General features: G+C 72.3%; 20 protein-coding genes. 10 read left to right on the top strand and 10 right to left on the bottom strand.

Features of this window, described 5'->3' with window-relative positions:
* Positions 1 to 321: 321 nt before the first annotated feature.
* From EDD90_RS30795 to EDD90_RS30775, 5 genes are all read left to right on the top strand, one after another.
* Positions 322 to 1,479 carry an NAD(P)/FAD-dependent oxidoreductase gene (locus tag EDD90_RS30795; protein ID WP_123976176.1) on the top strand — a complete coding sequence of 386 codons (1,158 nt, stop codon included), beginning with the start codon at positions 322 to 324 and terminating at the stop codon, positions 1,477 to 1,479.
* 161 nt (positions 1,480 to 1,640) lie between these two features.
* A complete protein-coding gene (locus EDD90_RS30790; protein WP_123976175.1) occupies positions 1,641 to 3,146 on the top strand; it encodes an FAD-dependent oxidoreductase in 1,506 nt (501 codons plus the stop codon).
* A 118-nt stretch (positions 3,147 to 3,264) separates the two neighbouring features.
* Complete coding sequence (locus tag EDD90_RS30785) at positions 3,265 to 5,493, top strand: acetate--CoA ligase family protein (RefSeq protein ID WP_123976174.1); 2,229 nt, start codon at positions 3,265 to 3,267, stop codon at positions 5,491 to 5,493.
* A 7-nt stretch (positions 5,494 to 5,500) separates the two neighbouring features.
* Entirely contained in the window at positions 5,501 to 6,319 is an 819-nt protein-coding gene (locus tag EDD90_RS30780; RefSeq protein WP_123976173.1) for an enoyl-CoA hydratase/isomerase family protein, read from the top strand.
* Positions 6,320 to 6,414: 95 nt separating this feature from the next.
* Entirely contained in the window at positions 6,415 to 7,023 is a 609-nt protein-coding gene (locus EDD90_RS30775) for a flavin reductase family protein (protein WP_123976172.1), read from the top strand.
* Here EDD90_RS30775 and EDD90_RS30770 read toward each other — a convergent pair.
* Positions 7,020 to 8,336, bottom strand: coding sequence for an MFS transporter (locus EDD90_RS30770; protein ID WP_123976171.1), 1,317 nt, complete (start codon positions 8,334 to 8,336; stop codon positions 7,020 to 7,022). The two genes, EDD90_RS30775 and EDD90_RS30770, sit on opposite strands and share 4 nt — an antisense overlap.
* Before the next feature lie 71 nt (positions 8,337 to 8,407).
* Between EDD90_RS30770 and EDD90_RS30765 the strand changes: the two genes are divergently transcribed.
* Positions 8,408 to 9,436 carry a GlxA family transcriptional regulator gene (locus EDD90_RS30765; protein ID WP_123976170.1) on the top strand — a complete coding sequence of 343 codons (1,029 nt, stop codon included), beginning with the start codon at positions 8,408 to 8,410 and terminating at the stop codon, positions 9,434 to 9,436.
* Here EDD90_RS30765 and EDD90_RS30760 read toward each other — a convergent pair.
* From EDD90_RS30760 to EDD90_RS30745, 4 genes are all read right to left on the bottom strand, one after another.
* A complete protein-coding gene (locus EDD90_RS30760) occupies positions 9,335 to 10,591 on the bottom strand; it encodes an MFS transporter (RefSeq protein WP_123976169.1) in 1,257 nt (418 codons plus the stop codon). The genes EDD90_RS30765 and EDD90_RS30760 overlap by 102 nt on opposite strands.
* 120 nt (positions 10,592 to 10,711) lie before the next feature.
* Positions 10,712 to 11,761, bottom strand: coding sequence for a Zn-dependent alcohol dehydrogenase (locus tag EDD90_RS30755; protein WP_123976168.1), 1,050 nt, complete (start codon positions 11,759 to 11,761; stop codon positions 10,712 to 10,714).
* On the bottom strand, positions 11,761 to 12,915 hold the full coding sequence (locus tag EDD90_RS30750; protein WP_123976167.1) for an acyl-CoA dehydrogenase family protein: 1,155 nt from the start codon (positions 12,913 to 12,915) through the stop codon (positions 11,761 to 11,763). The genes EDD90_RS30755 and EDD90_RS30750 overlap by 1 nt, the downstream gene beginning before the upstream one ends.
* A gap of 398 nt (positions 12,916 to 13,313) precedes the next feature.
* A complete protein-coding gene (locus tag EDD90_RS30745; RefSeq protein ID WP_123976166.1) occupies positions 13,314 to 14,228 on the bottom strand; it encodes an SDR family oxidoreductase in 915 nt (304 codons plus the stop codon).
* An 86-nt stretch (positions 14,229 to 14,314) separates the two neighbouring features.
* Here EDD90_RS30745 and EDD90_RS30740 point away from each other — a divergent pair, with 86 nt between their 5' ends.
* Positions 14,315 to 15,250 carry a cyclase family protein gene (locus EDD90_RS30740; RefSeq protein WP_123976165.1) on the top strand — a complete coding sequence of 312 codons (936 nt, stop codon included), beginning with the start codon at positions 14,315 to 14,317 and terminating at the stop codon, positions 15,248 to 15,250.
* Between the two features lie 398 nt (positions 15,251 to 15,648).
* On the opposite strand, the gene EDD90_RS30730 is transcribed toward EDD90_RS30740, so the two are convergent.
* The 3 genes from EDD90_RS30730 to EDD90_RS30715 form a co-directional block, all read right to left on the bottom strand.
* A complete protein-coding gene (locus tag EDD90_RS30730) occupies positions 15,649 to 16,128 on the bottom strand; it encodes an ATP-binding protein (RefSeq protein WP_123981843.1) in 480 nt (159 codons plus the stop codon).
* 553 nt (positions 16,129 to 16,681) lie between these two features.
* Positions 16,682 to 17,557, bottom strand: a complete 876-nt coding sequence (locus EDD90_RS30720) for an acyl-CoA dehydrogenase family protein (RefSeq protein ID WP_123976163.1) — start codon at positions 17,555 to 17,557, stop codon at positions 16,682 to 16,684.
* A gap of 1 nt (position 17,558) precedes the next feature.
* Positions 17,559 to 18,689 (bottom strand): acyl-CoA dehydrogenase family protein, encoded by a 1,131-nt coding sequence (locus tag EDD90_RS30715; RefSeq protein WP_123976162.1) that lies wholly within the window; start codon positions 18,687 to 18,689, stop codon positions 17,559 to 17,561.
* 132 nt (positions 18,690 to 18,821) lie between these two features.
* On the opposite strand from EDD90_RS30715, the gene EDD90_RS30710 reads away from it, so the two are divergent.
* Entirely contained in the window at positions 18,822 to 20,420 is a 1,599-nt protein-coding gene (locus EDD90_RS30710; RefSeq protein ID WP_123976161.1) for a class I adenylate-forming enzyme family protein, read from the top strand.
* On the opposite strand, the gene EDD90_RS30705 is transcribed toward EDD90_RS30710, so the two are convergent.
* Both EDD90_RS30705 and EDD90_RS30700 read right to left on the bottom strand, forming a co-directional pair.
* Positions 20,417 to 20,929 carry an EF-hand domain-containing protein gene (locus EDD90_RS30705; protein ID WP_123976160.1) on the bottom strand — a complete coding sequence of 171 codons (513 nt, stop codon included), beginning with the start codon at positions 20,927 to 20,929 and terminating at the stop codon, positions 20,417 to 20,419. The genes EDD90_RS30710 and EDD90_RS30705 overlap by 4 nt on opposite strands.
* A gap of 177 nt (positions 20,930 to 21,106) precedes the next feature.
* The gene (locus tag EDD90_RS30700; RefSeq protein WP_123976159.1) at positions 21,107 to 21,481 is read right to left on the bottom strand and encodes an STAS domain-containing protein; all 375 of its coding nucleotides are present in this window, start codon (positions 21,479 to 21,481) and stop codon (positions 21,107 to 21,109) included.
* A gap of 332 nt (positions 21,482 to 21,813) precedes the next feature.
* Between EDD90_RS30700 and EDD90_RS30695 the strand changes: the two genes are divergently transcribed.
* Positions 21,814 to 22,404, top strand: coding sequence for a sigma-70 family RNA polymerase sigma factor (locus tag EDD90_RS30695; protein ID WP_123976158.1), 591 nt, complete (start codon positions 21,814 to 21,816; stop codon positions 22,402 to 22,404).
* Positions 22,386 to 23,639, top strand: a complete 1,254-nt coding sequence (locus EDD90_RS30690) for a maleylpyruvate isomerase N-terminal domain-containing protein (RefSeq protein ID WP_398928637.1) — start codon at positions 22,386 to 22,388, stop codon at positions 23,637 to 23,639. The genes EDD90_RS30695 and EDD90_RS30690 overlap by 19 nt, the downstream gene beginning before the upstream one ends.
* Positions 23,640 to 23,669 lie beyond the last annotated feature (30 nt).

The raw sequence follows: 23,669 nt of genomic DNA, 5'->3' as shown, positions 1-23,669 counted from the left end.
CCGCAGAACCAATAGGCATCAGCGGAAGTAAGAAGCTCTCACAATCGTGATGGTCCTAACAAAGCCGCGATAGCCTCCCCGAACGCGGTGTCCCTTTCCCGTCTGTCTAAGGGGCGCCGCCACCCGCGCCGTCGGGCCCCAGCGCACCGGGGCCCGACGGCGCGGCCTTTCTTCAGATCTCCCGTTTTCGCGACTGTCCGCACAGACCAAGTGGGCTACGTCACAAGTCCCACCCACTTCTCCTACGGGTGTGATCAATCCGCAACCAATTCCGGTCTTGACCGAGACCCATCAACGTGACGTGTGATTACGCTCCCGCTCATGGCCGTATTTCCCCCCACCGTCTCGCCCGTCTACGTCATCGGTGCAGGCCCCGGAGGTCTCGCCGCCGCGTACGCGCTGCGAGCCCGGGGCGTCCGTGCCGTGATCCTGGAGAAGTCCGACGACGTCGGCGCGTCCTGGCGCCGCCACTACGACCGTCTCCACCTCCACACCACCCGCCGGCTCTCCGCCCTGCCCGGTCTGCCCATGCCGCGCCGCTTCGGCCGCTGGGTCTCCCGCGACGACGTGGTGCGCTATCTGGAGAAGTACGCCGAGCACCATGAACTGGAGATCGTCACCGGCGTCGAGGTCTCCCGGGTGGAGCCCGCGCCCGACGGTGACGGCTGGCTGCTGCACGCCTCCGGCGGCCGTGAGCTGACCGGCTCCGCGGTGGTGGTCGCCACCGGCTTCAACCACACCCCGCGCATCCCCGACTGGCCCGGCCTGGACGGCTACGGCGGCCGGTTCCTGCACGCCGGGGAGTACCGCGACGCCGAGCCCTTCGCCGGCCTGGACGTCCTCGTCGTCGGCGTCGGCAACACCGGCGCCGAGATAGCCGTCGACCTGGTCGAGGGCGGCGCCTCCCGGGTGCGGCTCGCCGTCCGCACGGTCCCGCACATCGTGCGCCGCTCCACGGCCGGCTGGGCCGCCCAGTACAACTCGATCCTGGTACGACGACTGCCGACCGGCCTCGTCGACCGGCTGGCCCGCACGATGGCCAAGGTCAGCGTGCCCGACCTGGCCGCCCAGGGCCTGCCCCGCCCCGCCTCCGGCCTCTACAGCCGGGTCAAGGAGGGCTCCATCCCGGTCCTGGACGTCGGTCTCATCGACGCGGTGCGCCGGGGGAAGATCGAGATCGTGGCCGCCGTCGACGGTTTCGAGGACGGCAAGGTCGCCCTCGCCGACGGCACCCGCGTCTCCCCCGACGCGGTGATCGCCGCGACCGGGTACGTCCGCGCGCTGGAGGGCCTGGTCGGCCACCTCGACGTCCTCGACGGCAGAGGCCGCCCGGTCGCCCACGGCCCGCGCACCCCGAAGGACGCGCCCGGCCTCTACTTCACCGGCTACACCAACCCGATCAGCGGCATGTTCCGCGAGATGGCCATCGACGCGGAGAAGATCGCGAAGACGGTCGCCAAGCGTGTGCGGGTGGCGTAGAAAGCCTCAACCTCCTTCCGCACAAGACCTGTTACGCATGTGACCGATGCGACGACAGTTGTTTGTTACCGGCGGTAGCACTGTGCCCGTGCGCGAGGCCAGAATGTGAGCCCTGCTCAACTTTCCGGCTCCACCCCTCTCGCTCAGCTCGGAGGACGCACGTGGCACGTGAAAGACAGCTCTCCCGCCGCTCCCTCCTCGGCGGTGCCGCCGCCGGGGCCGCCGGCCTCACCGTGGTCTCCACCGTCGCCGCCGGGACGGCCGCGGCGGCGACTTCGGCCGCCTCCCGGACCGTCGACGTGGCGATCGTCGGCGGCGGCCTCGCCGGGCTCACCGCGGCCCGGGACCTGGTCGCCGGCGGCAGGACGGTCGCCGTCCTGGAGGCCCGGGACCGGGTCGGCGGCCGGGTGGTGAACCTGAAGCTGGCCAACGGCGGTTACACCGAGGGCGGCGGCGAGTTCATCGGCCCCACCCAGGACCGCATCAAGGCCCTCGCCGACTCCCTGGGCGTGGCGACCTTCACCACCTACAACACGGGCAACAACCTCCTCTACAAAAACGGCGCCCGCACCCCGTACGACACCAGCGGTCTGCTCGGCTCGGTGCCGCCGGTGGACGCGGCCGGGCTCGCCAACGCGGCGATCGTGCAGTCCGAGCTGGACAGCATGGCCACGCAGGTGCCGGTGGACGCGCCCTGGACCGCCGCCAAGGCCGCCGAGTGGGACAAGCAGACCTTCGAGAGCTGGCTGAACGCCAACGCGATCGTGCCCTCCGCCAAGTTCCTCCTGGACCTGGCCTGCACCTCGATCTTCTCGGCCCAGCCCCGCGAACTCTCCCTTCTCTACGTCCTCTACTACATCGCCGCCGCCGGCAACGCCTCCAACGCCGGCACCCTGGAACGCCTCACCGACACGGCCGGCGGCGCCCAGGAGTCCCGTTTCGTCGGCGGCTCCCAGCAGGTCCCGATCAAGCTCGCTGCGACCCTCGGCGACCGGGTGGTGCTGAGCGCGCCGGTCCGGTCCATCGTCAAGTCCGGCAGCTCGTACGTCGTCACGGCGGACGGCATCACGGTCAACGCCACCCGCGTCGTCGTCGCCGTGCCGCCCCCGCTGGCCGCCCGCATCACCTACGACCCGCTGCTGCCGGCCGCCCGCGACCAGCTCACCCAGCGGATGCCGATGGGTTCGATCGGCAAGGCCATCGCCGTCTACGACACCCCCTTCTGGCGGGCCGACGGTCTCAACGGGCAGGCCGTCAGCGACTCCGGCGTGGTCCGCTCGACCTTCGACAACTCCCCGCCGGACGCCTCCTACGGGGCGCTGATGGGCTTCATCGAGGCCGACGAAATGCGGGCGTACGACGCGGCGAGCGAGGCCGACATCAGGACCGCCGTACTGGCGGACTACGTCAACTACTTCGGCAGCAAGGCCAAATCCCCCTCCTCCTTCGTGCTGCAGCGCTGGGACAATGAGGGCTTCTCACGGGGTGGCCCGGTGGCCTACGCGCCGCCCGGTGTGCTGACCGAGTACGGGGCCGCGCTGCGCGAGCCGGCGGGCGGGATCCACTGGGCGGGTACGGAGACCTCCACGTTCTGGACGGGCTTCATGGACGGAGCGGTGCGGTCGGGCGAGCGGGTGGCGAAGGAGGTACTGGCCGCCCTCGGCTGAGGGCGCCGGTCGTTTCCCGCCTCAACTTTGCGTGCAGACCAGTTCCTGACGCAGTGTCAGTTCAGTAATCTGACACTGCGTCAGTTAATTGTGCTGTCACACAGGAGCGGGCGGAACGATGCTTGGATCAACCCACGGCACCCTCACCACCGACTCCCGCCGGGCCCGGGTCCTCGCCTGCGGTGAGCAGCGTCCCGGACCCGCCGTCCACGGCCGGACGGCCGACGAGGACGAACTGGACGTCAGCGGGCGGCCGCTGTACGCGGACGTACCGGATCTGGACCGGTTCTTCCGGCCCGAGTCCGTCGCCGTGATCGGCGCCTCGGACGCCGAGGGGCGGCCCAACACCGGTATCACCCGGCAGCTGCTCGACTGGGCCGGGCGGGTCGGGGCCCGGGTGCACCCGGTGCATCCGACCCGGCCGTCGGTCTTCGGCATCGCCTGCGCTCCTTCCGTCGCCGACCTGCCCGAGCAGGTCGATCTCGCCGTGCTCCTGGTCGCCGACCCCCTTCCGGTGATCGAGGAACTGGCCGAGGCCAAGGTGAAGTTCGCCGTCGCCTTCGCCTCCGGGTTCGCGGAGACCGGCGAGGAGGGCGCGGCGGCCCAGACCCGGCTGGCGGCGGCCGTACGCCGCTCCGGGCTGCGACTCCTCGGCCCGAACACCAACCTGAACGCCTTCGAACGCTTCCGGGACGACCTGGGCGGCCCGGCGATCGCGCTGATCACCCAGTCGGGCCACCAGGGCCGGCCCGTCTTCGCCGCCCAGGAACTCGGCATCCGCCTCTCGCACTGGGCGCCCACCGGCAACGAGGCGGACCTGGAGACCTCCGACTTCATCTCCTACTTCGCCGAGCGCCCCGAGGTCGGCGCCATCGCCTGCTATGTCGAGGGACTCAAGGACGGCCGCGCCTTCCTGCTGGCCGCCGACCGCGCGGCCCGCCGCAAGGTACCGGTGGTCGCCGTGAAGGTCGGCCGCACCGAGGCCGGCGCCCGCACCGCCGCCTCCCACACCGGCAAGCTGACCGGCGCGGACGACGTGGTCGACGCGGCGCTGCGCCAGTACGGGGTGATCCGCGTCGACGGCCTGGACGAACTCCAGGACACCGCGGCGCTACTGGCCCGGGCCCGGGCCCCGCGCGCCGACGGGGTCGTCGTCTATTCGATCTCGGGTGGCACGGGCGCGCACGCGGCCGACCTGGCGTCCGGCCTGGGGCTGCGGCTGCCGGTGCTGTCCGAGGCCCGGCAGGCCGAGCTGCACCAGTGGATACCGGAGTATCTGAGCGTGGCCAACCCGGTCGACAACGGGGGGCATCCGGTGGGCGACTGGCGCGGCCGGAAGATCATCGACTCGATCCTCGCCGACCCGGAGGTGGGGGTGCTGATCTGCCCGATCACCGGCCCCTTCCCGCCCTTGAGCGACCGGCTGGTGCGAGACCTGGTGGACGCGGCCGAGGCCAGCGACAAGCTGGTGTGCGTGGTGTGGGGTTCGCCGGTCGGCACCGAGGCCGCCTACCGCGACGTACTGCTCGGCTCCTCCCGGGTGGCCACCTTCCGCACGGTCGGCAACTGCCTGACCGCCGTCCGCGCCTACCTCGACCACCACCGCTTCGTCCGCTCCTACCGCTCCCCCTTCGACGAGGCCCCGCGCACCCCCTCGCCCTCCTACCGCAAGGCGCTCGCGCTGATGCGGCCGGGACAGCAGCTGAGCGAGCACGCGGCGAAACAGCTGCTGCGCGCGTACGGCATACGGGTGCCGCGCGAGCAGCTGGTGACCAGCGCGGCGGCCGCCGTGCGCGCGGCCGGGCTGGTCGGCTACCCGGTGGTGATGAAGGCGTCCGGCGCGCAGATCGCCCACAAGACGGAGCTGGGCCTGGTGAAGATCGGCCTGACCTCGGCCAGCCAGGTCCGGGACGCCTACCGGGAGCTGACCGACATCGCCCGCCACGAGGGCGTCACCCTGGACGGTGTGCTGGTCTGCCAGATGGTGGAGCGGGGCGTGGAGATGGTCGTCGGGGTCACCCACGACGACCTGTTCGGGCCGACCGTGACCGTGGGGCTGGGCGGGGTGCTGGTGGAGGTGCTGCACGACGCGGCCGTGCGGGTGCCGCCGTTCGGTGAGGAGCAGGCCCGGGACATGCTCGCCGGACTGCGCGGGCGGGCCCTGCTGGACGGGGTCCGGGGGCGGCCGCCGGCCGACCTCGAAGCGCTCGTCGAAGTGATCCTCCGCGTCCAGCGGATGGCCCTGGAACTCGGGGACCGGCTCGCCGAGCTCGACATCAACCCGCTGATGGTGCTGGAGCAGGGACAGGGCGCCGTGGCGCTGGACGCGCTGGCGGTGTGCAGCTGAGATGAACATGCCTGTTTCCTCCCAAGAGCCGGAAAAATCCGTTGAGTCATTGGTACTGCACGCCACTGACAACCGGGTCGCCCTCATCACCCTCAACCGCCCCGAATCCCTCAACGCCATCACCCCTGACCAGCGCGAACGCATCATCCACCTGCTCGGCGACGCCTCCGCCGACCCCGACGTCCGGGCCGTGGTCCTCACGGGCACGGGCCGCGGCTTCTGCGCCGGCGCCGATCTCCGCGGCGGCGCCACGGGCGAACGCGTCCCCGGCGACGTGGCCCGCACCATCCGGCTCGGCGCCCAGCGGCTCGTCGCCGCCGTCCTCGACTGCGAGAAGCCGGTGATCGCGGCGGTCAACGGCACCGCGGCCGGCCTCGGCGTCCACCTCGCGCTCGCCTGCGACCTGGTTTTGGCCGCCGAATCGGCCCGTTTCATCGAGGTGTTCGTGCGCCGCGGCCTGGTCCCCGACGGCGGCGGCGCCCATCTCCTGCCCCGCCTGGTCGGCCCGCACCGCGCCAAGGAGTTGATGTTCTTCGGCGACGCGCTCTCCGCACCGGAGGCCGAGCGCCTGGGGCTGGTCAACCGGGTCGTACCGGACGAGGAGCTGGCGAAGACGGCACGGGAGTGGGCGGAGCGTCTGGCCGCCGGCCCCACCCGCGCCCTCGCCCTGACGAAGCAGCTGGTCAACGCGTCCCTGGACACCGACCGCCGCACCGCGTTCGCGGCGGAGGCGGCGGCCCAGGAGATCAACATGACCACGTGGGACGCTCAGGAGGGCCTGCGGGCCTTCATGGAGCGCAGAAGCCCCGAGTTCCGGGGCCGTTGACGGCGGCGACCGGGGCCGTCGAGGGCGACACCCGCCCCATTCCGGCCCCCGCACCCCTTCCCATCTGACGACCCGTCACTTTCAATGGAAGGGTGATGGGACACGCAGGGGCGGCCGCGGCTGCCGTCCGTTATCTCAGGTCGGTGCCCGCACCGGGGCCCGTGGAGCCGCTGCCGCGCCCCGAGCTGCGGTGCGTACGCGCGGACGAGCGGGTGCCCATCGACCAGTCGGAGTTCCGACGGGTGCTGGGGAACTTCGCGACCGGGGTGACCGTGGTCACCGCGCCGGCCGCCGAAGGGGAGCCCTCCCCCGCCGGTTTCGCCTGCCAGTCCTTCTCCTCCCTCTCCCTCGACCCGCCCCTGATCTGCTTCATGGTCGGCCGTACGTCGGCGACCTGGCCGCGCATCGCCCGCGCCGGCGTGTTCTGCGTCAACGTGCTCGGCGCCGGCCAGGGCGGGCTGTGCCGTGCCTTCGCGGTGAGCGGCGCGGACAAGTTCTCGGGCGTGGCGTACGACGCGGCCCCGGTGTCGGGGGCGCCCCGGCTGGCCGGCGCCGCCGCGTGGATCGACTGCACGATCCACGCGGTGCACACGGGCGGCGACCACCTGATCGTGGTCGGCCGGGTGGACGCCCTGGGAGCGGGCGAGACCCCCGGCGGGCCACTGCTGTTCCACCGGGGGCGGTTCGCCAGGCTGGAGGGCTAGCCGGCCAGGGCGGGCGCGGGCAGCGGGGTCAGCGGTCGGCGTCGGATCACCAGTGCCATCAGGGCCGCCGCCGCGCACAGGGCGCCGGAGGCGTACCAGACCATGTCGTACGCGCCGAAGACATCGCGGGCGACACCGCCGAGGTAGGCGACGAGGGCCGCGCCGACCTGGTGGGAGGCGAGGACCCAGCCGAAGACGATGGCGCTGTCCTCGCCGTACTGCTCCCGGCACAGGGCCAGGGTGGGCGGCACGGTGGCGACCCAGTCGAGGCCGTAGAAGATGATGAAGAAGACCATCGAGGGGTGGATCGTCGGGCCGAGCAGCATCGGCAGGAACAGCAGTGAGATGCCGCGCAGGGCGTAGTAGACGGCGAGCAGGCGGCGGGGTTCGAAGCGGTCGGTGAACCAGCCGGAGGCGATCGTGCCGACGACGTCGAAGACGCCGATGACCGCGAGCAGCGAGGCGGCCGCCGTGACCGGCAGACCGTGGTCGTGGGCGGCCGGCACGAAGTGGGTCTGGACCAGGCCGTTGGTGGAGGCCCCGCAGATCGCGAAGGTGCCGGCGAGCAGCCAGAAGGGACCGGTGCGCACGGCGGAGGACAGCACCCCGAGGGTTCTGCGCGCCGCGCCGGTGACCGGTGCCGGCTTCGGTACGAACTCCTCGGCGCCGTACGGCTTCACGCCCACGTCGGCGGGGTGGTCGCGCAGCAGCAGCCAGACGAAGGGGACGACCGCGAGGGCGGCGAGGGCGACGGTGACGGCGGCCGGGCGCCAGTCGTACGTCTCGACCATCCAGGACAGCAGCGGCAGGAAGATCAGCTGGCCCGAGGCGGAGGCGGCGGTGAGGATGCCGCTGACCAGGCCGCGCCGGGTGGTGAACCAGCGGTTGGTGACCGTGGCCGCGAAGGCGAGCGCCATCGAGCCGGAGCCCAGGCCGACCAGCAGGCCCCAGCACAGCATCAGCTGCCAGGCCGCCGTCATCCACACGGTCAGACCGGACCCGAGCGCGATGACGGTCAGGGCGACGGCCACCACCCGCCGTATGCCGAAACGGTCCATCAGGGCGGCGGCGAAGGGCGCGGTGAGCCCGTACAGCGCGAGGTTGACGGAGACGGCCGCGCCGATCGTGCCGCGCGACCAGCCGAAGTCCTGGTGCAGGGGGTCGATGAGCAGACCGGGCAGGGACCGGAAGGCGGCCGCACCGATGATCGTGACGAAGGTGACGGCGGCGACGAACCAGGCGCGGTGGATACGCGGTGAGCGGGGCGGCTTCGAGTCCTGGAGCGCTGCTGCGGGTTCGGTTGTCTGGGTCACGCCATAAAGCTTCGGTCAGTGGATTCACTCCATCGAGTGGCCGGGAGGACAGTATTCGTTAGGATCGGGCCATGAGCAGTGGCCCCGGCTTCCGCCCGCACCGAGTCGTCGTCCTTGCCCTGGACGGTCTGCTCCCCTTCGAGCTGGGCATCCCGCACCGCATCTTCGGCCGTCCCAAGGACGCGCGGGGCCGGCCGCTGTACGAGATCGTGACCTGCTCGATCCGGTCGCCGGGCCCGGTCGAGACCGACGCCGACTTCGCGATCCACGTGGCGCACGGCCCGGAGGCGCTGGCCACCGCCGACACGGTGATCGTCCCGGCGTCGTACGAGCTCGGCCCGGTCTTCGACGAGGGGGTCCTCACCCCCGAGCTGGCCGCCGCCCTGGCCCGCATCCGCCCCGGCACCCGGCTCGCCTCCATCTGCACCGGCGTCTACGTCCTCGCCGCCGCCGGCTACCTCGACGGCCGCCCGGCGACCACGCACTGGGCCCACGCGGACCATCTCCAGCAGCTGTTCCCCCGGATCGAGGTGGACGCGGACGTCCTGTTCATCGACGACGGCGACGTGCTGACCTCGGCCGGGGTGGCCGCCGGGATCGACCTGTGCCTGCACATGGTCCGCCGCGACCACGGCACGGCCGTCGCCAACAGCGTGGCCCGCAGCACGATCGTCCCCCCGCACCGGGACGGCGGCCAGGCGCAGTACATCCACCGCCTGGTCCCCGACCCGCAGGTGGCCACGACCACGGCCGCCCGCGCCTGGGCCCTGGGCCGCCTCCACGAGCCCGTCCAGCTGCGGGACATGGCCGAGCAGGAGGCCATGTCGGTACGGACCTTCACACGCCGTTTCCGCGAGGAGACCGGCGTCAGCCCCGGCCAGTGGCTCACCCAGCAGCGCGTCGAACGCGCCCGCCACCTCCTGGAGTCCACCGACCTCTCCGTCGACCAGGTGGCCCGGGACTCCGGCTTCGGCACGGCCCAGTCGATGCGGCAGCACCTACAGGCAGCGCTCGGTGTCACCCCGACCGCCTATCGCCGGACCTTCCGCACCGGGGCGGGCACCGGCGAGAGCCACGGCACCGCCGGCACCCCGCGCTGACCTCCCGGCCCGCCGTACCTCGCCCCACCAGCCGAGCGCGCTGAGCGCCAGGGTCACCCCCACCCCGGCCAGGACGGCGGTGGACGGCGCCACCACTCGCAGCAGTGCACCGGCGAGGGAGCCGGTCGCCGCGTAACCGGCTCCCGCGGCCGCGTACATGACGGAGTACCCGGCGGCGTGGGCACGGGCCGGGAGCGCCGCGCGCAGCGCCAGGTTGCGGGTGAGCATCGCGGCCGACTGGAGCATGCCTCCCACGACGAGCGCGAGCGCGATCCCGGCGGTGTGCGGTATCAGCGCCGCGAGCGTCGTACAGACCGCCGTGCCGGTCATCAGCAGCACGCTGTGGGTGCGCAGCCGGCCCGGCCAGGCGCGCAGGCCGTGCAGGAACCCGCCGAGCCCGCCGCCCACCGCCATCCCGGCCAGCAGCGGACCGGACCAGCCGACGCCGATCCCGCGCTGTTCGAGCAGGGCGGGCAGGACGAGTTCGGACAGCCCGAGCAGGGTCAGACTGGCCGCACCCGTGACGTACACCGGCCAGGCACCGGCGAGCACGCGCGCGAGGGGCGCGTCCGCTCGCTCTCCCACGCCCCAGGCTGCCGGGAGGAGCCACAGCCCGGCCACCGACGAGGCCATGAGGGCGGCCGCGAGGAGCAACGGGACGCCGGGCGCGACGCCGAGGGCCAGACCGGCCACCGCGGCCGGGGAGGCGGCCCACACGGCGGCCGTCAGGACCGACTCGACGGACAGTGCCTGGGCCGCCGACCGCTCCGGGACGAGTGTGGTGAGCAGGGTCCGCAGGCCCCCGGTGGCGGCGGCCGGTGCGGCACCGGCGACGAACGCGAACCCGGCGAGGAGGCCCGGGTGCGCGTCCGGAAGACCGCCGAGCGCGGCGAACGCGGCGGCCCCGGTCGCGAGCCCCACGGCCAGCTGCGCACGGGCGTGCTCCGGACGCAGCCGCATCCCGAGCACGGGCGCACCCAGGATCTCGCCGATCACATAGGCCGTCGCGACCACCGCGCCCAGCGCGTACCCGCCGGGCCGCTCGCGCACCAGGAACACCAGCGCCAACGGGGCCATGGCGACCGGCATCCGGGCGCCCACGGCGGTACAGGCCCAGATCAGGACCTGCTTGGACACGACGTCGCGGTAGGGCATGGGACGACGGTAGGGCGGTGCGCCGACAACGCCGAGCGGTTTTCCCGGGCCCTGTGGACAACCCGCCGACACCCCTCGCGCACACACCCCACTCGCACACACGCCACTCACGCACACCTCCTAGAACGTGAGCACGCCCCGCGCCACCCGCCCCGCCTCCGCGTCGGCCCGGGCCTTCTCGAAGTCCTCCACCGGGTAGGTCTCGGTCACCAACTCGTCGAGCATCAGGCGGTCCTGGCGGTACAGCTCGGCGTACAGGGCGATGTCCCGCTGGGGGCGCGAGGAGCCGTAGCGGCAGCCCAGGATGGACTTGTCGAGGAACATGGAGGCGACGACGAAGGACGCCTCGGCGGTGGCGGCGGGCATGCCGAGGAGGACGGCCTGACCGTGCCGGTCGAGGAGGTCGACGGCCTGGCGGACCAGTTCGACCCGGCCGACGCACTCGAACGCGTGGTCCACTCCGGTCGGCAGCAGGTCCTTGACCCCGTCCGTCGAGGTCAGGAAGTCGGTCGCCCCGAACTGCCGGGCCACCTCCTCCTTGGCCGGATTGGCGTCCACGGCCACGATCCGCAGCGCGCCCGCGATCCGCGCCCCCTGGATGACGTTCAGCCCGATCCCGCCGGTGCCGATGACCAGTACGGTGTCGCCGCGGTCGACACGGGCGCGGTTCAGTACGGCGCCCACCCCGGTCAGCACCCCGCAGCCGATCAACGCGGCCGACGTCAACGGCACGTCCTTCGGGATCCGCACCGCCTGCACGGCCTTGACGACCGTCCGTTCCGCGAAGGCCGAGTTGCACGCGAACTGATAAATCGCCCGGCCGCCGCGCGTGAACGGCTTCTGCGGGCGCCCTATGGCCTTGCGGCACATGGTCGGCCTGCCCCGGTCGCAATCGGCGCACGCACCGCAGTTGGCGAGCGTGGACAGCGCTACATGGTCCCCCGGCGCCACATGGCTGACGCCCACACCCACGGCCTCCACCACACCGGCGCCCTCATGGCCCAGCACCACAGGAACGGGGAAGGGTATGGTCCCGTCCACCACGGACAGATCGCTGTGGCAGAGTCCGGCCGCCGTGACGGCGACGAGCACCTCCCCGGGTCCCGGTTCCCGTACGTCCAGGTCGTCGACGACCTGCACCTGTTTGCCGTCGAACACAACACCACGCATCACGACTCGACCCCCTTGGGTTCCCTCGGCAGACCGAGCACCCGCTCGGCGATGATCGTGCGCTGGACCTGGTCCGAGCCGCCGTAGACGGTGTCGGCCCGGGAGAAGAGGAACAGGTGCTGGACGGCGGCCAGTTCGTACGGTGCGGAGGCCGACCAGTCGGCCGGGCCGACGCTCGCGGTCGCGCCCCGCACCAGCACGGCGAGCTCCCCGAGCCGCTGGTGCCAGCCGGCCCACAGCAGCTTGGCCACGCTGGGCGCGCCCGGTTCTGCGGCCGAATTCCCCAGCGTGCGCAGGGCGTTCCACCGCATGACCCGCAACTCTGCCCACTGGCGCACGAGTCGTTCCCGTACGACGGGATCGCCGGCGGCGCCGGTCTCCACGGCGTCCCGCACCACCCGCCCCAGCTCCTCGGCGAACCCGATCTGCTGGGCGAGGGTCGACACCCCCCGCTCGAAGCCGAGCAGGCTCATGGCCACGCGCCAGCCGTTGCCCTCACCGCCGACGACGTGCTCCACGCGCGCGTGCGCCCCGTCGAAGAAGACCTCGTTGAAGTCGCTGGTGCCGGTCATCTGGCGGATGGGCCGGACCTCGATACGGCCCGGCTGGTCCATGGGCACGAGCAGGAAACTCAGGCCGTGGTGACGTCGTGAGCCGGGCTCGGTGCGTGCGAGTACGAAGCACCAGTCCGCCTCGTGCGCCAGCGAGGTCCAGATCTTCTGCCCGCTGACGCGGTAGCCGTCCGCCTCCCGGACGGCCGCGGTCCGCACGCCTGCGAGGTCCGACCCGGCGCCCGGCTCGCTGTACCCCTGGCACCACAGCTCCTCGCCGGCGGCGACGGGCGGCAGAAAGCGCGCCTTCTGCTCACTGTCGCCGTGCGCGATGAGCGTGGGGGCGAGCAGGTTCTCCCCGATGTGCCCGGAACGCGGCGGCGCGGCCGACCGCGCGTACTCCTCGGCCCAGGCGACCTGCTGGGTGAGGGTGGCGGTCCGGTTCCCGTACCCGCCCTCCGGCCAGCCGAGCCCGATCCACCCGGCGGCGCCCAGCGTGCGCTCCCAACTGCGCCGGTCCACACCGGCTTTGGCGTGCGCTCCGAGCCAGGCCCGGGCTTCCCGGCGAAACGCCTCGTCCTCCGGCGCGAAGCCGAACTCCACGGTGACCTCCAGAAGTGCGTCGGGGTTACGGCCGTACGAATCCGCCGGACACCGCCGTCGGGGCTGACCGCCGTCGCGGCGGAAAAAAGAAGAGGGGCGGACAGCGCGTACGGACAGCGAAAGCGGGTGGAGCAGGTGGCTGGCGGGCGACGGTTGAGTGGGCGGGGGGACGGTGAGTGGGCCCGGGGGTAAGTGGGCGGGGGCGGCAGGTGAGTGGGCGGGCGGCGGTTGAGTGGGTGGGTGGTCCGGGGGCGGTGCCTTTCAACGGCGGGGCGGGCAGCCGACCCAGGGGCGCGGGGAACTGCGCGAGCAACCACGACGGCGCGGCACTCGCCATCACACCGCACCCCCAACGGCGAGCAGGCGCCCGGCTCCCACCCCCACGCGGCCCACCTCCCCTACGCGTTCGGCCGTTCCCCCGCCCGCGCAGCGACCTCCATCGCCGCCAGCTGCGCGAGCATCGGCATCGGATCCACCCCGACGCTCCCCGGCAGTACCTCCGCGATGCGCTCCGGGGTCCAGGGCCCTTCCGACGCGTACGCGGCCCGCAGTTCCCTCGGCTGGGCCCACACCGCGATCTTCGGTCCCGCCACCGTGTACACCTGCCCGGTGATCCCCGCGTCCCGTGCGCCGTCCGAGAGGAGGTAGACGACGAACGCCGCCACGTCCTCCGGCTCGCCGATCTCCGCCAGCTCCGTCGGCACCCCCGCGGACATCCGGGTCCGGGCCACCGGCGCCACCGCGTTCGCGGTCACCCCGTACTTGTGCAGGCCCAGCGCCGCGCTCCGGACCAGCGAGATGATCCCGCCCTTGGCCGCGCTGTAGTTGGCCTGGGAGACCGAGCCCTGGTGGTTGCCGCTGGTGAAGCCGATCAGCGTGCCGGCGCGCTGCTTCCGCATCACCGCCGACGCCGCCCGGAACACCGTGAACGTGCCCTTGAGATGAGTGGCGACCACCGGGTCCCACTCCTCCTCGGTCATGTTGAACAGCATCCGCTCGCGCAGGATCCCCGCCACGCACACGACCCCGTCGAGACGGCCGTACGACGACAGCGCGGCATCCACCATCCGCTGTCCGCCCGCCATCGTGGAGATGTCGTCGGCCACCGCGACCGCGTCCCCGCCCGCCGCCCCGATCTCTTTGACGACGGCCTCGGCGACCTCGCTCGTGGGCGACGCGCCGTCCACCGCGACGCCGTAGTCGTTGACGACGACCTTCGCCCCCTCGGCCGCCGCCGCCAGCGCGACCGCCCGTCCGATACCGCGCCCCGCACCCGTCACGGCGACGACCTTGCCTGCCAAGAAGTTCCCCACGCCCGGCCCCTTCCCGCGGTTTCTGACGGACCGTTAGATTTTATGGCGCGTCGGATGTGCGGACACAAGCCCCGGGGAGGACCGAGATGTCACTGCCGACCCTTCATCCCGCGTTTCACGACATCGCCGAGCGCGTCAACAACTGGGGCCGCTGGGGGGCCGACGACGAGATCGGCACACTGAACCTGATCACCGACGAGGTGGTGCGGGAGGCGGCGGCGACCGTCCGCACCGGCCGCCGCGTCCCACTCGCGCTGCCGCTCCGGGAGGACGGCATACAGACCGGGATGATCCCCGGGCGGGTCAACCCGCTGCACGCCATGGTGCAGATCAACCAGGAGCTCTTCGGCCCGGGGACCGTCGCGTGCAGCGACGACGCCGTGACCATGGGGCTGCAGGCCGGCACGCACTGGGACGCGCTGACCCATGTCTCGCACTCGGGGAAGCTGTACAACGGCCGCCCGGCGGACACCGTGACCGCGCACGGCGGCGCGGAGTTCAGCGGGATCGCCACGGCGCGGCACATCGTCTCGCGCGGGGTGCTGCTGGACGTGGCACGCGCGCGCGGCACGGACCGGCTGGAGGGCGGCCACGCGGTCACTCCGGAGGACCTCGACGCGGCCGAGGAGCTCGCCGGGACGACGGTCCGGAGCGGTGACGTCGTCCTCGTGCGGACCGGGCAGGTGCAGGTGTATCTCGCCGGGGACAAGCACGGGTACGGCTATCCGTCGCCGGGGCTCTCGGTACGCACCCCGGAGTGGTTCCACGCGCGCGATGTGGCCGCCGCGGCGAACGACACCCTGACGTTCGAGATCTTCCCGCCCGAGATCGAGGACCTGTGGCTACCCGTACACGCGCTCGACCTGGTCGAGATGGGGATGCTCCAGGGCCAGAACTGGAATCTCGAAGAGTTGTCCACAGCCTGTGGAGAAACCGGCCGGTATGCGTTCCTGCTGTCGGCGATGCCGGAGCCGTTCGTCGGGGCGACGGGCACTCCGGTGGCACCCGTGGCGATCTTCTGAAGCCGAAGTCGGCGTCGCGGCCCAAGTCAAGGTCGAAGCCAAGGTCGAAGTCGAAGTCGGTATCGAAGTCGGTATCGAAGTCGGTATCGAAGTCGAAGTCGGTGTCACGCCGAAGACGGCGTGACACCGACCCTCCCCCATTCCCCCTGAATCCGGACGGCTGCGCGCGCCGGCCCGCCCCGAGCCCGGTCCCGCGCGCCACCGTCCGACTCGACCCACACTCGACGAGGCGCCCGTCCCCAGGACCCCTCGCCGTCCCCTCGCGGCGAATCGCAGACCTCAAGCGTGTTCAAACGGTCACAAGGCGTCAACACCCGTACGGGCTTATATGGCTTATGCCCCGGTTCACAATGGGCGCGCACGGATGCAACCCCCGGCGCACGGTCCGCACGCCGGGATCACACCGCCTCGAACGCCAGCCCCTCGAACGAGGCCAGCCCACCCCCGTACGCCACCGCCGCGCCCTGCCGGGTCTCCGAACACCGGTCGAGTTCGCACCAGATGCGCTTGCCCGCACCCTCGGGACTCCAGCCCCAGCGGTCGGCGAGCCCGTCGACGAGGGCCAGGCCACGGCCGCCGGTCGCGTCACCGTCGGCACAGCGCGGCACCGGCGCGCGGTTGCTGGTGTCGGCAACCTCCAGCCGTACGGTGACCGACTCCTCGGCGTCGTCCCTGCGGTCCACACCCGGCAGCGAGAGCCGCAGCACGGCCGGGCGGCCGGTGTGCACCACGGCGTTGGTGACCAGTTCGGAGACGAGCAGGATCAGGATCTCGGCCAGCGGTTCGTCCGCCGCTATACCGGACCCCGCGAGGCGCGAGCGGGCCCACCTTCTGGCCCGCCCCACCTCCGCGGGGTCGGGCCGGATCTCCAGCTGCACTTGAAGCACCTGCACCGCTCACACCATCCGAACCGGCGGACACATGAACCCGCGCCGAGTCAGCGCCACGACGAGGGTCGCGACGACTGGAGCGACGAGGGCCACGATCGTAGCCATTTTCTGCATGGCCAGAACAACGGCCAGAGCAAGGGTCACGGAACGTGATTCCCTTACGAGACAGCATGGTTGACGTACAGTCACCCCAACAAGCGCTTCGGGCATATTCCAGCGCGAAGGAGTACGCCTACGGCATACTGTGCGACGCTCGCGGCGGGGAGTCGAACAAGCGGGGGCGCAAGCCCTTACCGCCCTGCAAGCAGTGGCACGCACCATGAACCGCGGGGCCGCTTCGACGGCACCGCCGGCATGGCTCGTCCTCGGAACCACTCGCATCCCACAGAAGGTACCGGAGAGGACACTCGACTCCAGGCCGTGACGAGTCACGCGTTGGACACAACCCGGTATCAACGCTCCGTGATTACGGTATGCCACAATCCGCGACATCCGACCCACCAGCACCACTGATTCCGCAGATCAGAGCCGTTTCGAACGCTCATTTGAGCAGCTCGACGGCGAGCAACTCCTCACTCTCCGTGTTGCCACCGCCACGCTGCGCCCGCACCCAGGCCCGTTTCAGGTGCAGATGCACCTCGGCCTCCCAGGTGAAGCCCATCCCGCCGTACACCTGGAGACAGTCCCGGGCGCCGCGCACGGCGGCCTCGTCGGCGAGCAGCCGGGCCGCCGCGATGTCCACGGTGTCGGCGGTCACGGCGGCCGCGTAGACGGCCGCACGCGCGGTCTCGGCGCGCACCAGCATCTCGGCGCACAGGTGCTTGACGGCCTGGAACGCCCCGATCGGCTGCCCGAACTGTTCGCGCGTTCGCGCGTGTTGCACGGCGAGCTCGCACGCGCGCGTGGCCGTGCCGAGCTGCTCGGCGGCGGTGAGAAGTACGGCCACCGGGTCGGAGGCCGGGTCGGAGGCCGCCGCGGGGACGCGGTGCAGGGGCGTCAACGGGTCCACGGAGCGCAGCGCTACGGCCCCCGACGCGTCCCCGGTCACGGTGTCCGCCTCGGCCAGCCACTCCACCAGGCCGCCGTCCACACGGGCCACCACGGCCTCCCCGGCGGCCGCCCCGGGCACGTCGGCCGCCGCGAGGTGGGTGGCCACCAGCGGGCCGGTCAGCAGCGCCCGCCCGGCCTCCTCGAAGACCAGCACCGCCTCGGGCAGTCCGAGCCCGACCCCGCCGTCGGCCTCCGGCAGCCGCAGCGCGAAGAACCCGGCCGCTCCCAGCTCCCGCCACAGGCCCCGGTCGAGAGCGCCGGGCGTACCGACGGCCGCCCGCAGCGCCTCGCCGTCGAACCGCCGCGCGAGCAGCCCCCGCATACCGTCCCGCAACGACCGCTGGTCTTCGGTCAGTTGAAAGCGCACGTCACCGCCCCTTCGGCAGCCCGAGGATCCGCTCGGCCACGATGTTCCGCTGGATCTGCGAGGTTCCGGCCGCGATGGTGTACGAGAGGGAGGAGAGCCGGTCGAGGGCCCACGGCCGGTCCAGGTCGAGGGCGTCCGGGCCGAGCACCTCGGCGGCCGCGTCGTACAGCTCCTGCCGCGCGTGCGAGTAGCGCAGCTTGAAGACTGAGCCGCCGACCCCGGGCACGCCCTTGCCCTCCGCCTCGCTGACGTTCCACTGGGTGAGCCGCCACAGCGCCCGGAACTCGGCGTTCAGCCGGCCTAGGCGGCGGCGCAGCACCGGGTCATCCCAGGTGCCGTTCCGGTACGCCACGCGCGCGAGGTCGCCGAGCACCCGGCGGCAGGCGACGACCTCGCCGACGAAGGCGGTGCCGCGTTCGAAGGAGAGGGTGACCATGGTGACGCGCCAGCCGTCGTTCTCGGCGCCCACCCGGTTGGCCACGGGTACGCGCACCTCGTCGAGGAACACCTCGGCGAACTCGGCCGACCCGGCGAGCGTGCGCAGCGGCCGTACGGTGACACCGGGCGCGTTCATGGGCATGGCGAGCCAGGTGATGCCCCTGTGCTTGGGTGCCTGCGGGTCCGTGCGTACCAACAGCTCGCACCAGTCGGCGACTTCCGCGTGCGAGGTCCAGATCTTGGAACCGCTCACCACGTAGTCGTCGCCGTCGCGCCACGCGCGCGTACGGAGCGCGGCCAGGTCGGAGCCGGCGCCCGGTTCGCTGAAGCCCTGGCACCACACCTCGTCACCGCGCAGGATCGGCGCCAGCCAGCGCGCCCGCTGCTCCTCGCTGCCCTCGGCGGCGATGGTCGGGCCGGCGTGCAGAAGGCCCACGAAGTTGGCGCCCACATAGGGCGCGCCGGCCTTCTCGGTCTCCTCCAGGAAGATCAGCCGGACGGTGGGGGACGCGTCCCAGTGGACGTCGGCGTACCCGGCGTCGTACAGCATCCGCTGCCAGCCGAGGTCGTAGGCGCGGCGGCCCGGCCAGTCCTCGGGCTTCGGCTTCGGCGGGAGGCCGGGCAGCGCCTTGGCGAGCCACTCCCGCAGCCGGGCCCGGAAGTCCTCCTCCTCGGGCGTGTACGACAGGTCCACCGGCAGACACCCCCATGGAACTGATGGTTCGTCAGATCTCGCAGGCTAGCCCCGCACCCCTGGACCGACAAGGCGCCAGGACCTACGATCTGACGACTCGTCAGCTAACGGAGCGAGCAGGGGGCCCGGGCCATGGACGACACGAACGCCACCGCACACGATCCGAACGCCGTCTCGTACGATCCGGACTCCGTCGCGCGCGAACTGGGCGCCTCCCGCACGCTCTGGGACCTGGTCGTCCGTCGCGCCTGGCTCACCCCCGACCGCCCGGTGTTCCTCCAGGGCGACCGCACCCTGTCCTTCGGCGGGCTGCGCGCGCGTGCCGAACGCGTCGCGGCCGGTCTGTACGGCATGGGTGTGCGCCCGGGCACGGTGGTCGCCTGGCAGCTGCCCACCCGGATCGAGACGGCCGTGCTGTCCTTCGCGCTGGCCCGGCTCGGCGCCGTCCAGTCCCCCGTCATCCCCTTCTACCGGGACCGCGAGGTCGGCTTCGCGCTGCGCGAGTCCAGGGCCGAGTTCTTCGCCGTGCCGGGCGTGTGGCGCGGCTTCGACCACACCGAGATGGCACGGCGGCTGGGCGCGAAGGGGATCTTCGAGGCGTACGACGGCGCCGGGCTGCCCGCCGGCGATCCGGCCGTGCTGCCCGCCCCGCCCGCCGAGGGCACTTCCGTCCGGTGGATCTACTGGACCTCGGGAACCACCTCGGACCCCAAGGGCGTTCTGCATACGGACCGGTCGCTCATCGCGGGCGGTTCGTGCCTGGCGCACGCGCTGCGGCTCACGGCGGACGACGTGGGCTCGATGGCGTTCCCGTACGCGCACATCGCCGGCCCGGACTACACGGTGATGCTGCTGCTGTACGGCTTCCCGGCGGTGATGTTCGAGCAGTTCGCGCTGCCGGACGCGCTGCCGGAGTACCGCAGGCACGGGGTGACGGTGGCGGGCGGGTCGACGGCGTTCTACTCGATGTTCCTGGCCGAGCAGCGCAGGCAGCCGGGGGTTCCGGTGATTCCCTCGCTGCGGCTGCTGGCCGGCGGTGGGGCGCCGAAGCCGCCGGAGGTCTACCACGCGGTGGTGCGGGAGATGGGGGTGCAGCTGACGCACGGGTACGGCATGACCGAGGTGCCGATGATCACCATGGGGACGCCGGACGACACGGCGGAGAACCTGGCGACGACCGAGGGGCGGCCCCCGGAGGGGATGGAGATCCGGATAGCCGAGGGCGGCGAGGTGCGGCTGCGGGGAGAGGCGGTGTGCCAGGGGTATCTGGATCCGGCCCAGACCGCCGAGGCCTTCGACGCGGACGGGTTCCTGCGGACGGGTGACCTGGGTCAGGTGACCGGAACCGGTCACCTGGTCCTCACCGGACGCCTCAAGGACGTGATCATCCGCAAGGGCGAGAACATCTCGGCCAAGGAGATCGAGGACCTGCTCGCCGCGCATCCGGCGGTCGGCGACGCCGCGGTGGTCGGGCTGCCGGACGCGGAGCGCGGGGAGCTGGTGTGCGCGGTGGTCGAACAGCCGCCGGGGAGCGCTGCGTTGACGCTCCCGGAGGTGGTGTCGTACCTGCGCGCGAAGGGGCTGTCCGTGCACAAGCTGCCGGAGCGGCTGGAGGTGGTGGACGCCCTTCCGCGCAACGAGACGCTGCGCAAGGTGCTCAAGTACAGGCTGCGCGAGCGGTTCTCGGGGCTCCCGGGGAGTGCCGGCTCAAAGGCTCCCGGGAAGTCCTAGTCCGGGATCGTGAAGTAGCGGGCGAACGCCGGGACGATCTCGGCCTCCGCGACCTTGCCGTCGCCGTCGACGTCGAGGCCGGTCGCGACCGCCTGCGCGATCTCCGCGGGCACCCCGAGGACGCGCAGCACGCGCGCGGTGTCGGCGACGGTCGCCGTGCCGTCGCCCGCGGTGTCCGCGAGGGCGAGGGCCGCGTGCAGGAAGGGGCGGGCGATCTCGCCGAACCGGTCGGGGTTGTCGTGCAGCCGCTTGACCGCGCCGCTCACGAACTCCTCGCGGGTGATGCGCTGGTCGCCGTCCCGGTCCGCCATGCCGGCCATGCCCTGCCAGAAGGCCTCCGCACCCGCGTACAGGGCCTGGCCCCGGTCCGAGCGGGCGGGGGTGCCGAACTCGGTGAGCAGGGCCTTGGTCGCCGCGTTGAAGTCTCCGCGGTCGATCCAGCCGTTGCCGTCCTGGTCGAAGGTTGCGAACCGGGCGGCGATCCGTCGCTCGTACTCGGTGCTGACCATGTGTGTTCGGGCCGCCTTACTTGACGTGGGGGTTCATCCAGCAGGGAGCGTACGACGCGGGCGGCCGCCCCGGAGCACGAAAACGACGGTTGTGCCAAGACCGGGGGAATTCTGCGACAACAATGTGGCGCTGCCGCCGCCATCGGCTATGCGCTCCAGGAGCCCGGTGAAGCCCGCTCAGGCGGACAGCGGGTCCTCCTCGTCGGCGGTGGCGCTGTCGATGTCGCCGTACACGTCGAACAGCCGTCGTACGCCGAGGGCGCCGAGGACCCGGTTGACGTGAGAACCGTCACTCGCGCCCTGGGCGGGCAGTATCAGCCGCAGCCGGCCCCGGCAGGAGCGGATGAGACGGCGGGCGGCGATGAGGACGCCGACGCCGCTGGAGTCGCAGAAGAAGACGTCGGAGAGGTCGAGGACCAGGCAGTGATGCCCCTCGGCCACCACGTCGTGCACCCGCTGACGCAGCACCGGTGAGGTCACCAGGTCCAGTTCGCCCGACACCCCGAGAACAGCCCACTCGCCCTGTTCGACGCCGGTCACCTTGAAAGCCACGGCTCAGCCCTCCGCTCGCCGGATCTCCCGGAACCGCCCGGAAACGGAGTCAGTTCCTACGCTTCTTTTCGCGCGGCTGCCCAGCGGCGGTTCCCCGAAACCCCGGATGACAAACGAGAGACGATCAAGAAGGGTCTTGTTTCGGTCATCTCCGATCCTGTTCGATCAGGAGCGGGAGGGGAACACGAGAAACACCAGGAGGGGGCCTTCTACCACCCGCGATGCGTCGAGGGGCGCGCATTGCCACAAAGGGGCGTGCGTTGTCGGACGTGCCGACTACATTCGAGGTGACGGTGGAGACACGCTGGGCACGGGCACGGGGAGGGGGCCGCATGGCGAAGAAGGACGTACCGCCCCGCTGGGACCGCAAGATGCAGCAGCGGCTCGCGCGTGGCGAGGCGGCCGCCCTCGGTGAGCTCTACGACCGCTTCGCCTCGCTCGTGCACGGCCTCGCCCACCGCGTCCTCGGGGACGAGCACGCCGCTGACTCCATAACCCGCGAGGTCTTCACGCAGGTCTGGGAGCATCCCGACGCCTACGACCCCCGGCAGGGCCCGCTGCGCTCCTGGGTCGCCGCGCTGACCCACCGGCTGGCCGTACAGCGCCTGCGTGCCACCGAGACCGCCGCGCTCACGGCGGGCGACATCGGCTCCGCCGAGGCCGCCCAGGCCGCGGAGGAGCTGGAGCGCAAGGTGCGGCGCGCATCCGTCGCCGCCCGCGCGGACTACATCGTCCACTCCATGCCGACCCCGCTGCGCGCCGCCCTGGAGCTCGCCTACTTCCAGCGCCGGGACTACCGGCAGACCGCGGTGGACCTCGGCGTCACCGAGGACGAGGCCCGCCGCCGGCTGCGTCTGGGCCTGCAGCTGCTGTCCACCGCGCACGACGCCGGAACACCGCCGGGATACGGGGGTGGCGCGTGAGCGACGCCTTCGAGGCGCACGACGGCACCGGCGACTCCGGGCTGCCGCCGCGCATACCGCTGCCCCGGTCCTCCGTCGAGGACGGCGGGCAGCCGCTGCCGGAGCCGGCCGACCCGCCGCCCGTAGCGCTGGAGTTGCCGCACGACGTCCTGAAGTCGCTCCTCGGGGCGTGGGCGTTGGCCGCGTGCTCGACGGCGGAGAGCCTCGCCGTCGAGGTCCACCTCGGCGACTGCGGGGCCTGCGCGGACGAGGCGCGGCGGCTGCGCGAGGCGGTCGGTCTGCTGCACCAGCCGGAGAGCCTCGACCTCGACCCGGGCCTGCGCACCCGCGTCCTGGAGAGCTGCCTGGACCGCCGGCCGGCCCGGATCCCGCTCCCCGCCTGGGCGGCACCCTACGACGCCGAGGCCGCCCGCCTGGACGCGCTCCTCCAGGACATCGGCGACGCGGAGTGGCACACACCGGTGCGGCTGCGCTGGTTCGACGGCCAGGCGCCGACGAGCCGCCGTACGACGGTCGCCGGAGTCATCGCCCACCTGCTGTCGGTGGACGGGCTGGTGGCGGTGGCCCTCGGCCTGGACGACCCGCTCGGGGACGCGCCCGCGCAGGGTCCGGCCGGCCGCACCGAGGCCTTCTGGCAGGCCTCGCACTTCCCGCCGACCCGTGCGGTGCGGGTTCCCTGGCGGGAGCAGAGCCACCAGCTCGTGCAGACCGTCTCCTTCACCGGCGGCGGCGCCGGGCGGCTCGGAGTGTCGTACGGCGACTTCGCGCTGCCCCTGCACGACGCGATGCTGGACCGCGCCTTCGAGTGCTGGGTGCACGCGGAGGACATCGCGGAGGCCGTGGACTATCCCTACGGGCCGCCGGCCCCCAGGCACCTGCACCGGATGATCGACCTCGCGGCCCGCATGCTGCCCGCTGTACTGGCCGAGCGGCGCCGTGCCGGGCTGGCGGCGCCCGGGCAGACCCCCCACCTGGTCCCTGCGGGACGGCCCGGCCGAAGCCTGCGGCTGGAGATCGAGGGCAACGGCGGCGGCGAGTGGCTGATCCCGCTGGACTCGCCGGGAGCGGTGGGCTCGGCGGACCACGAGGTGGCGCACGTGGCGCTGGACGACGTGGAGTTCTGCAGGCTGGCCGCGGGACATGTACCGCCGGAGGAGGCCGCCGCGGGTCAGCTCGGGGACCGGGCCGCGATCAGGGACGTGCTGTTCGCGGCGGCGAGCCTGAGCCGGATGTAGGCGTGTTCGCCCGAGGGGCGTAAACGTGCT

Source organism: Streptomyces sp. Ag109_O5-1 (assembly GCF_003814875.1).
GTDB lineage: Bacteria > Actinomycetota > Actinomycetes > Streptomycetales > Streptomycetaceae > Streptomyces > Streptomyces sasae.
Note: the sequence above shows the minus strand (reverse complement) of the source record. Positions and strands in the feature narration are given on the sequence as shown.

Coding starts and splice junctions, on each gene's coding strand:
- EDD90_RS30795 (WP_123976176.1), top strand. CDS start 322: ATGGCCGTATTTCCCCCCACCGTCTCGCCCGTCTACGTCATCGGTGCA.
- EDD90_RS30785 (WP_123976174.1), top strand. CDS start 3,265: ATGCTTGGATCAACCCACGGCACCCTCACCACCGACTCCCGCCGGGCC.
- EDD90_RS30780 (WP_123976173.1), top strand. CDS start 5,501: ATGCCTGTTTCCTCCCAAGAGCCGGAAAAATCCGTTGAGTCATTGGTA.
- EDD90_RS30775 (WP_123976172.1), top strand. CDS start 6,415: ATGGGACACGCAGGGGCGGCCGCGGCTGCCGTCCGTTATCTCAGGTCG.
- EDD90_RS30765 (WP_123976170.1), top strand. CDS start 8,408: ATGAGCAGTGGCCCCGGCTTCCGCCCGCACCGAGTCGTCGTCCTTGCC.
- EDD90_RS30760 (WP_123976169.1), bottom strand. CDS start 10,591: ATGCCCTACCGCGACGTCGTGTCCAAGCAGGTCCTGATCTGGGCCTGT.
- EDD90_RS30755 (WP_123976168.1), bottom strand. CDS start 11,761: ATGCGTGGTGTTGTGTTCGACGGCAAACAGGTGCAGGTCGTCGACGAC.
- EDD90_RS30740 (WP_123976165.1), top strand. CDS start 14,315: ATGTCACTGCCGACCCTTCATCCCGCGTTTCACGACATCGCCGAGCGC.
- EDD90_RS30710 (WP_123976161.1), top strand. CDS start 18,822: ATGGACGACACGAACGCCACCGCACACGATCCGAACGCCGTCTCGTAC.
- EDD90_RS30705 (WP_123976160.1), bottom strand. CDS start 20,929: ATGGTCAGCACCGAGTACGAGCGACGGATCGCCGCCCGGTTCGCAACC.
- EDD90_RS30695 (WP_123976158.1), top strand. CDS start 21,814: ATGGCGAAGAAGGACGTACCGCCCCGCTGGGACCGCAAGATGCAGCAG.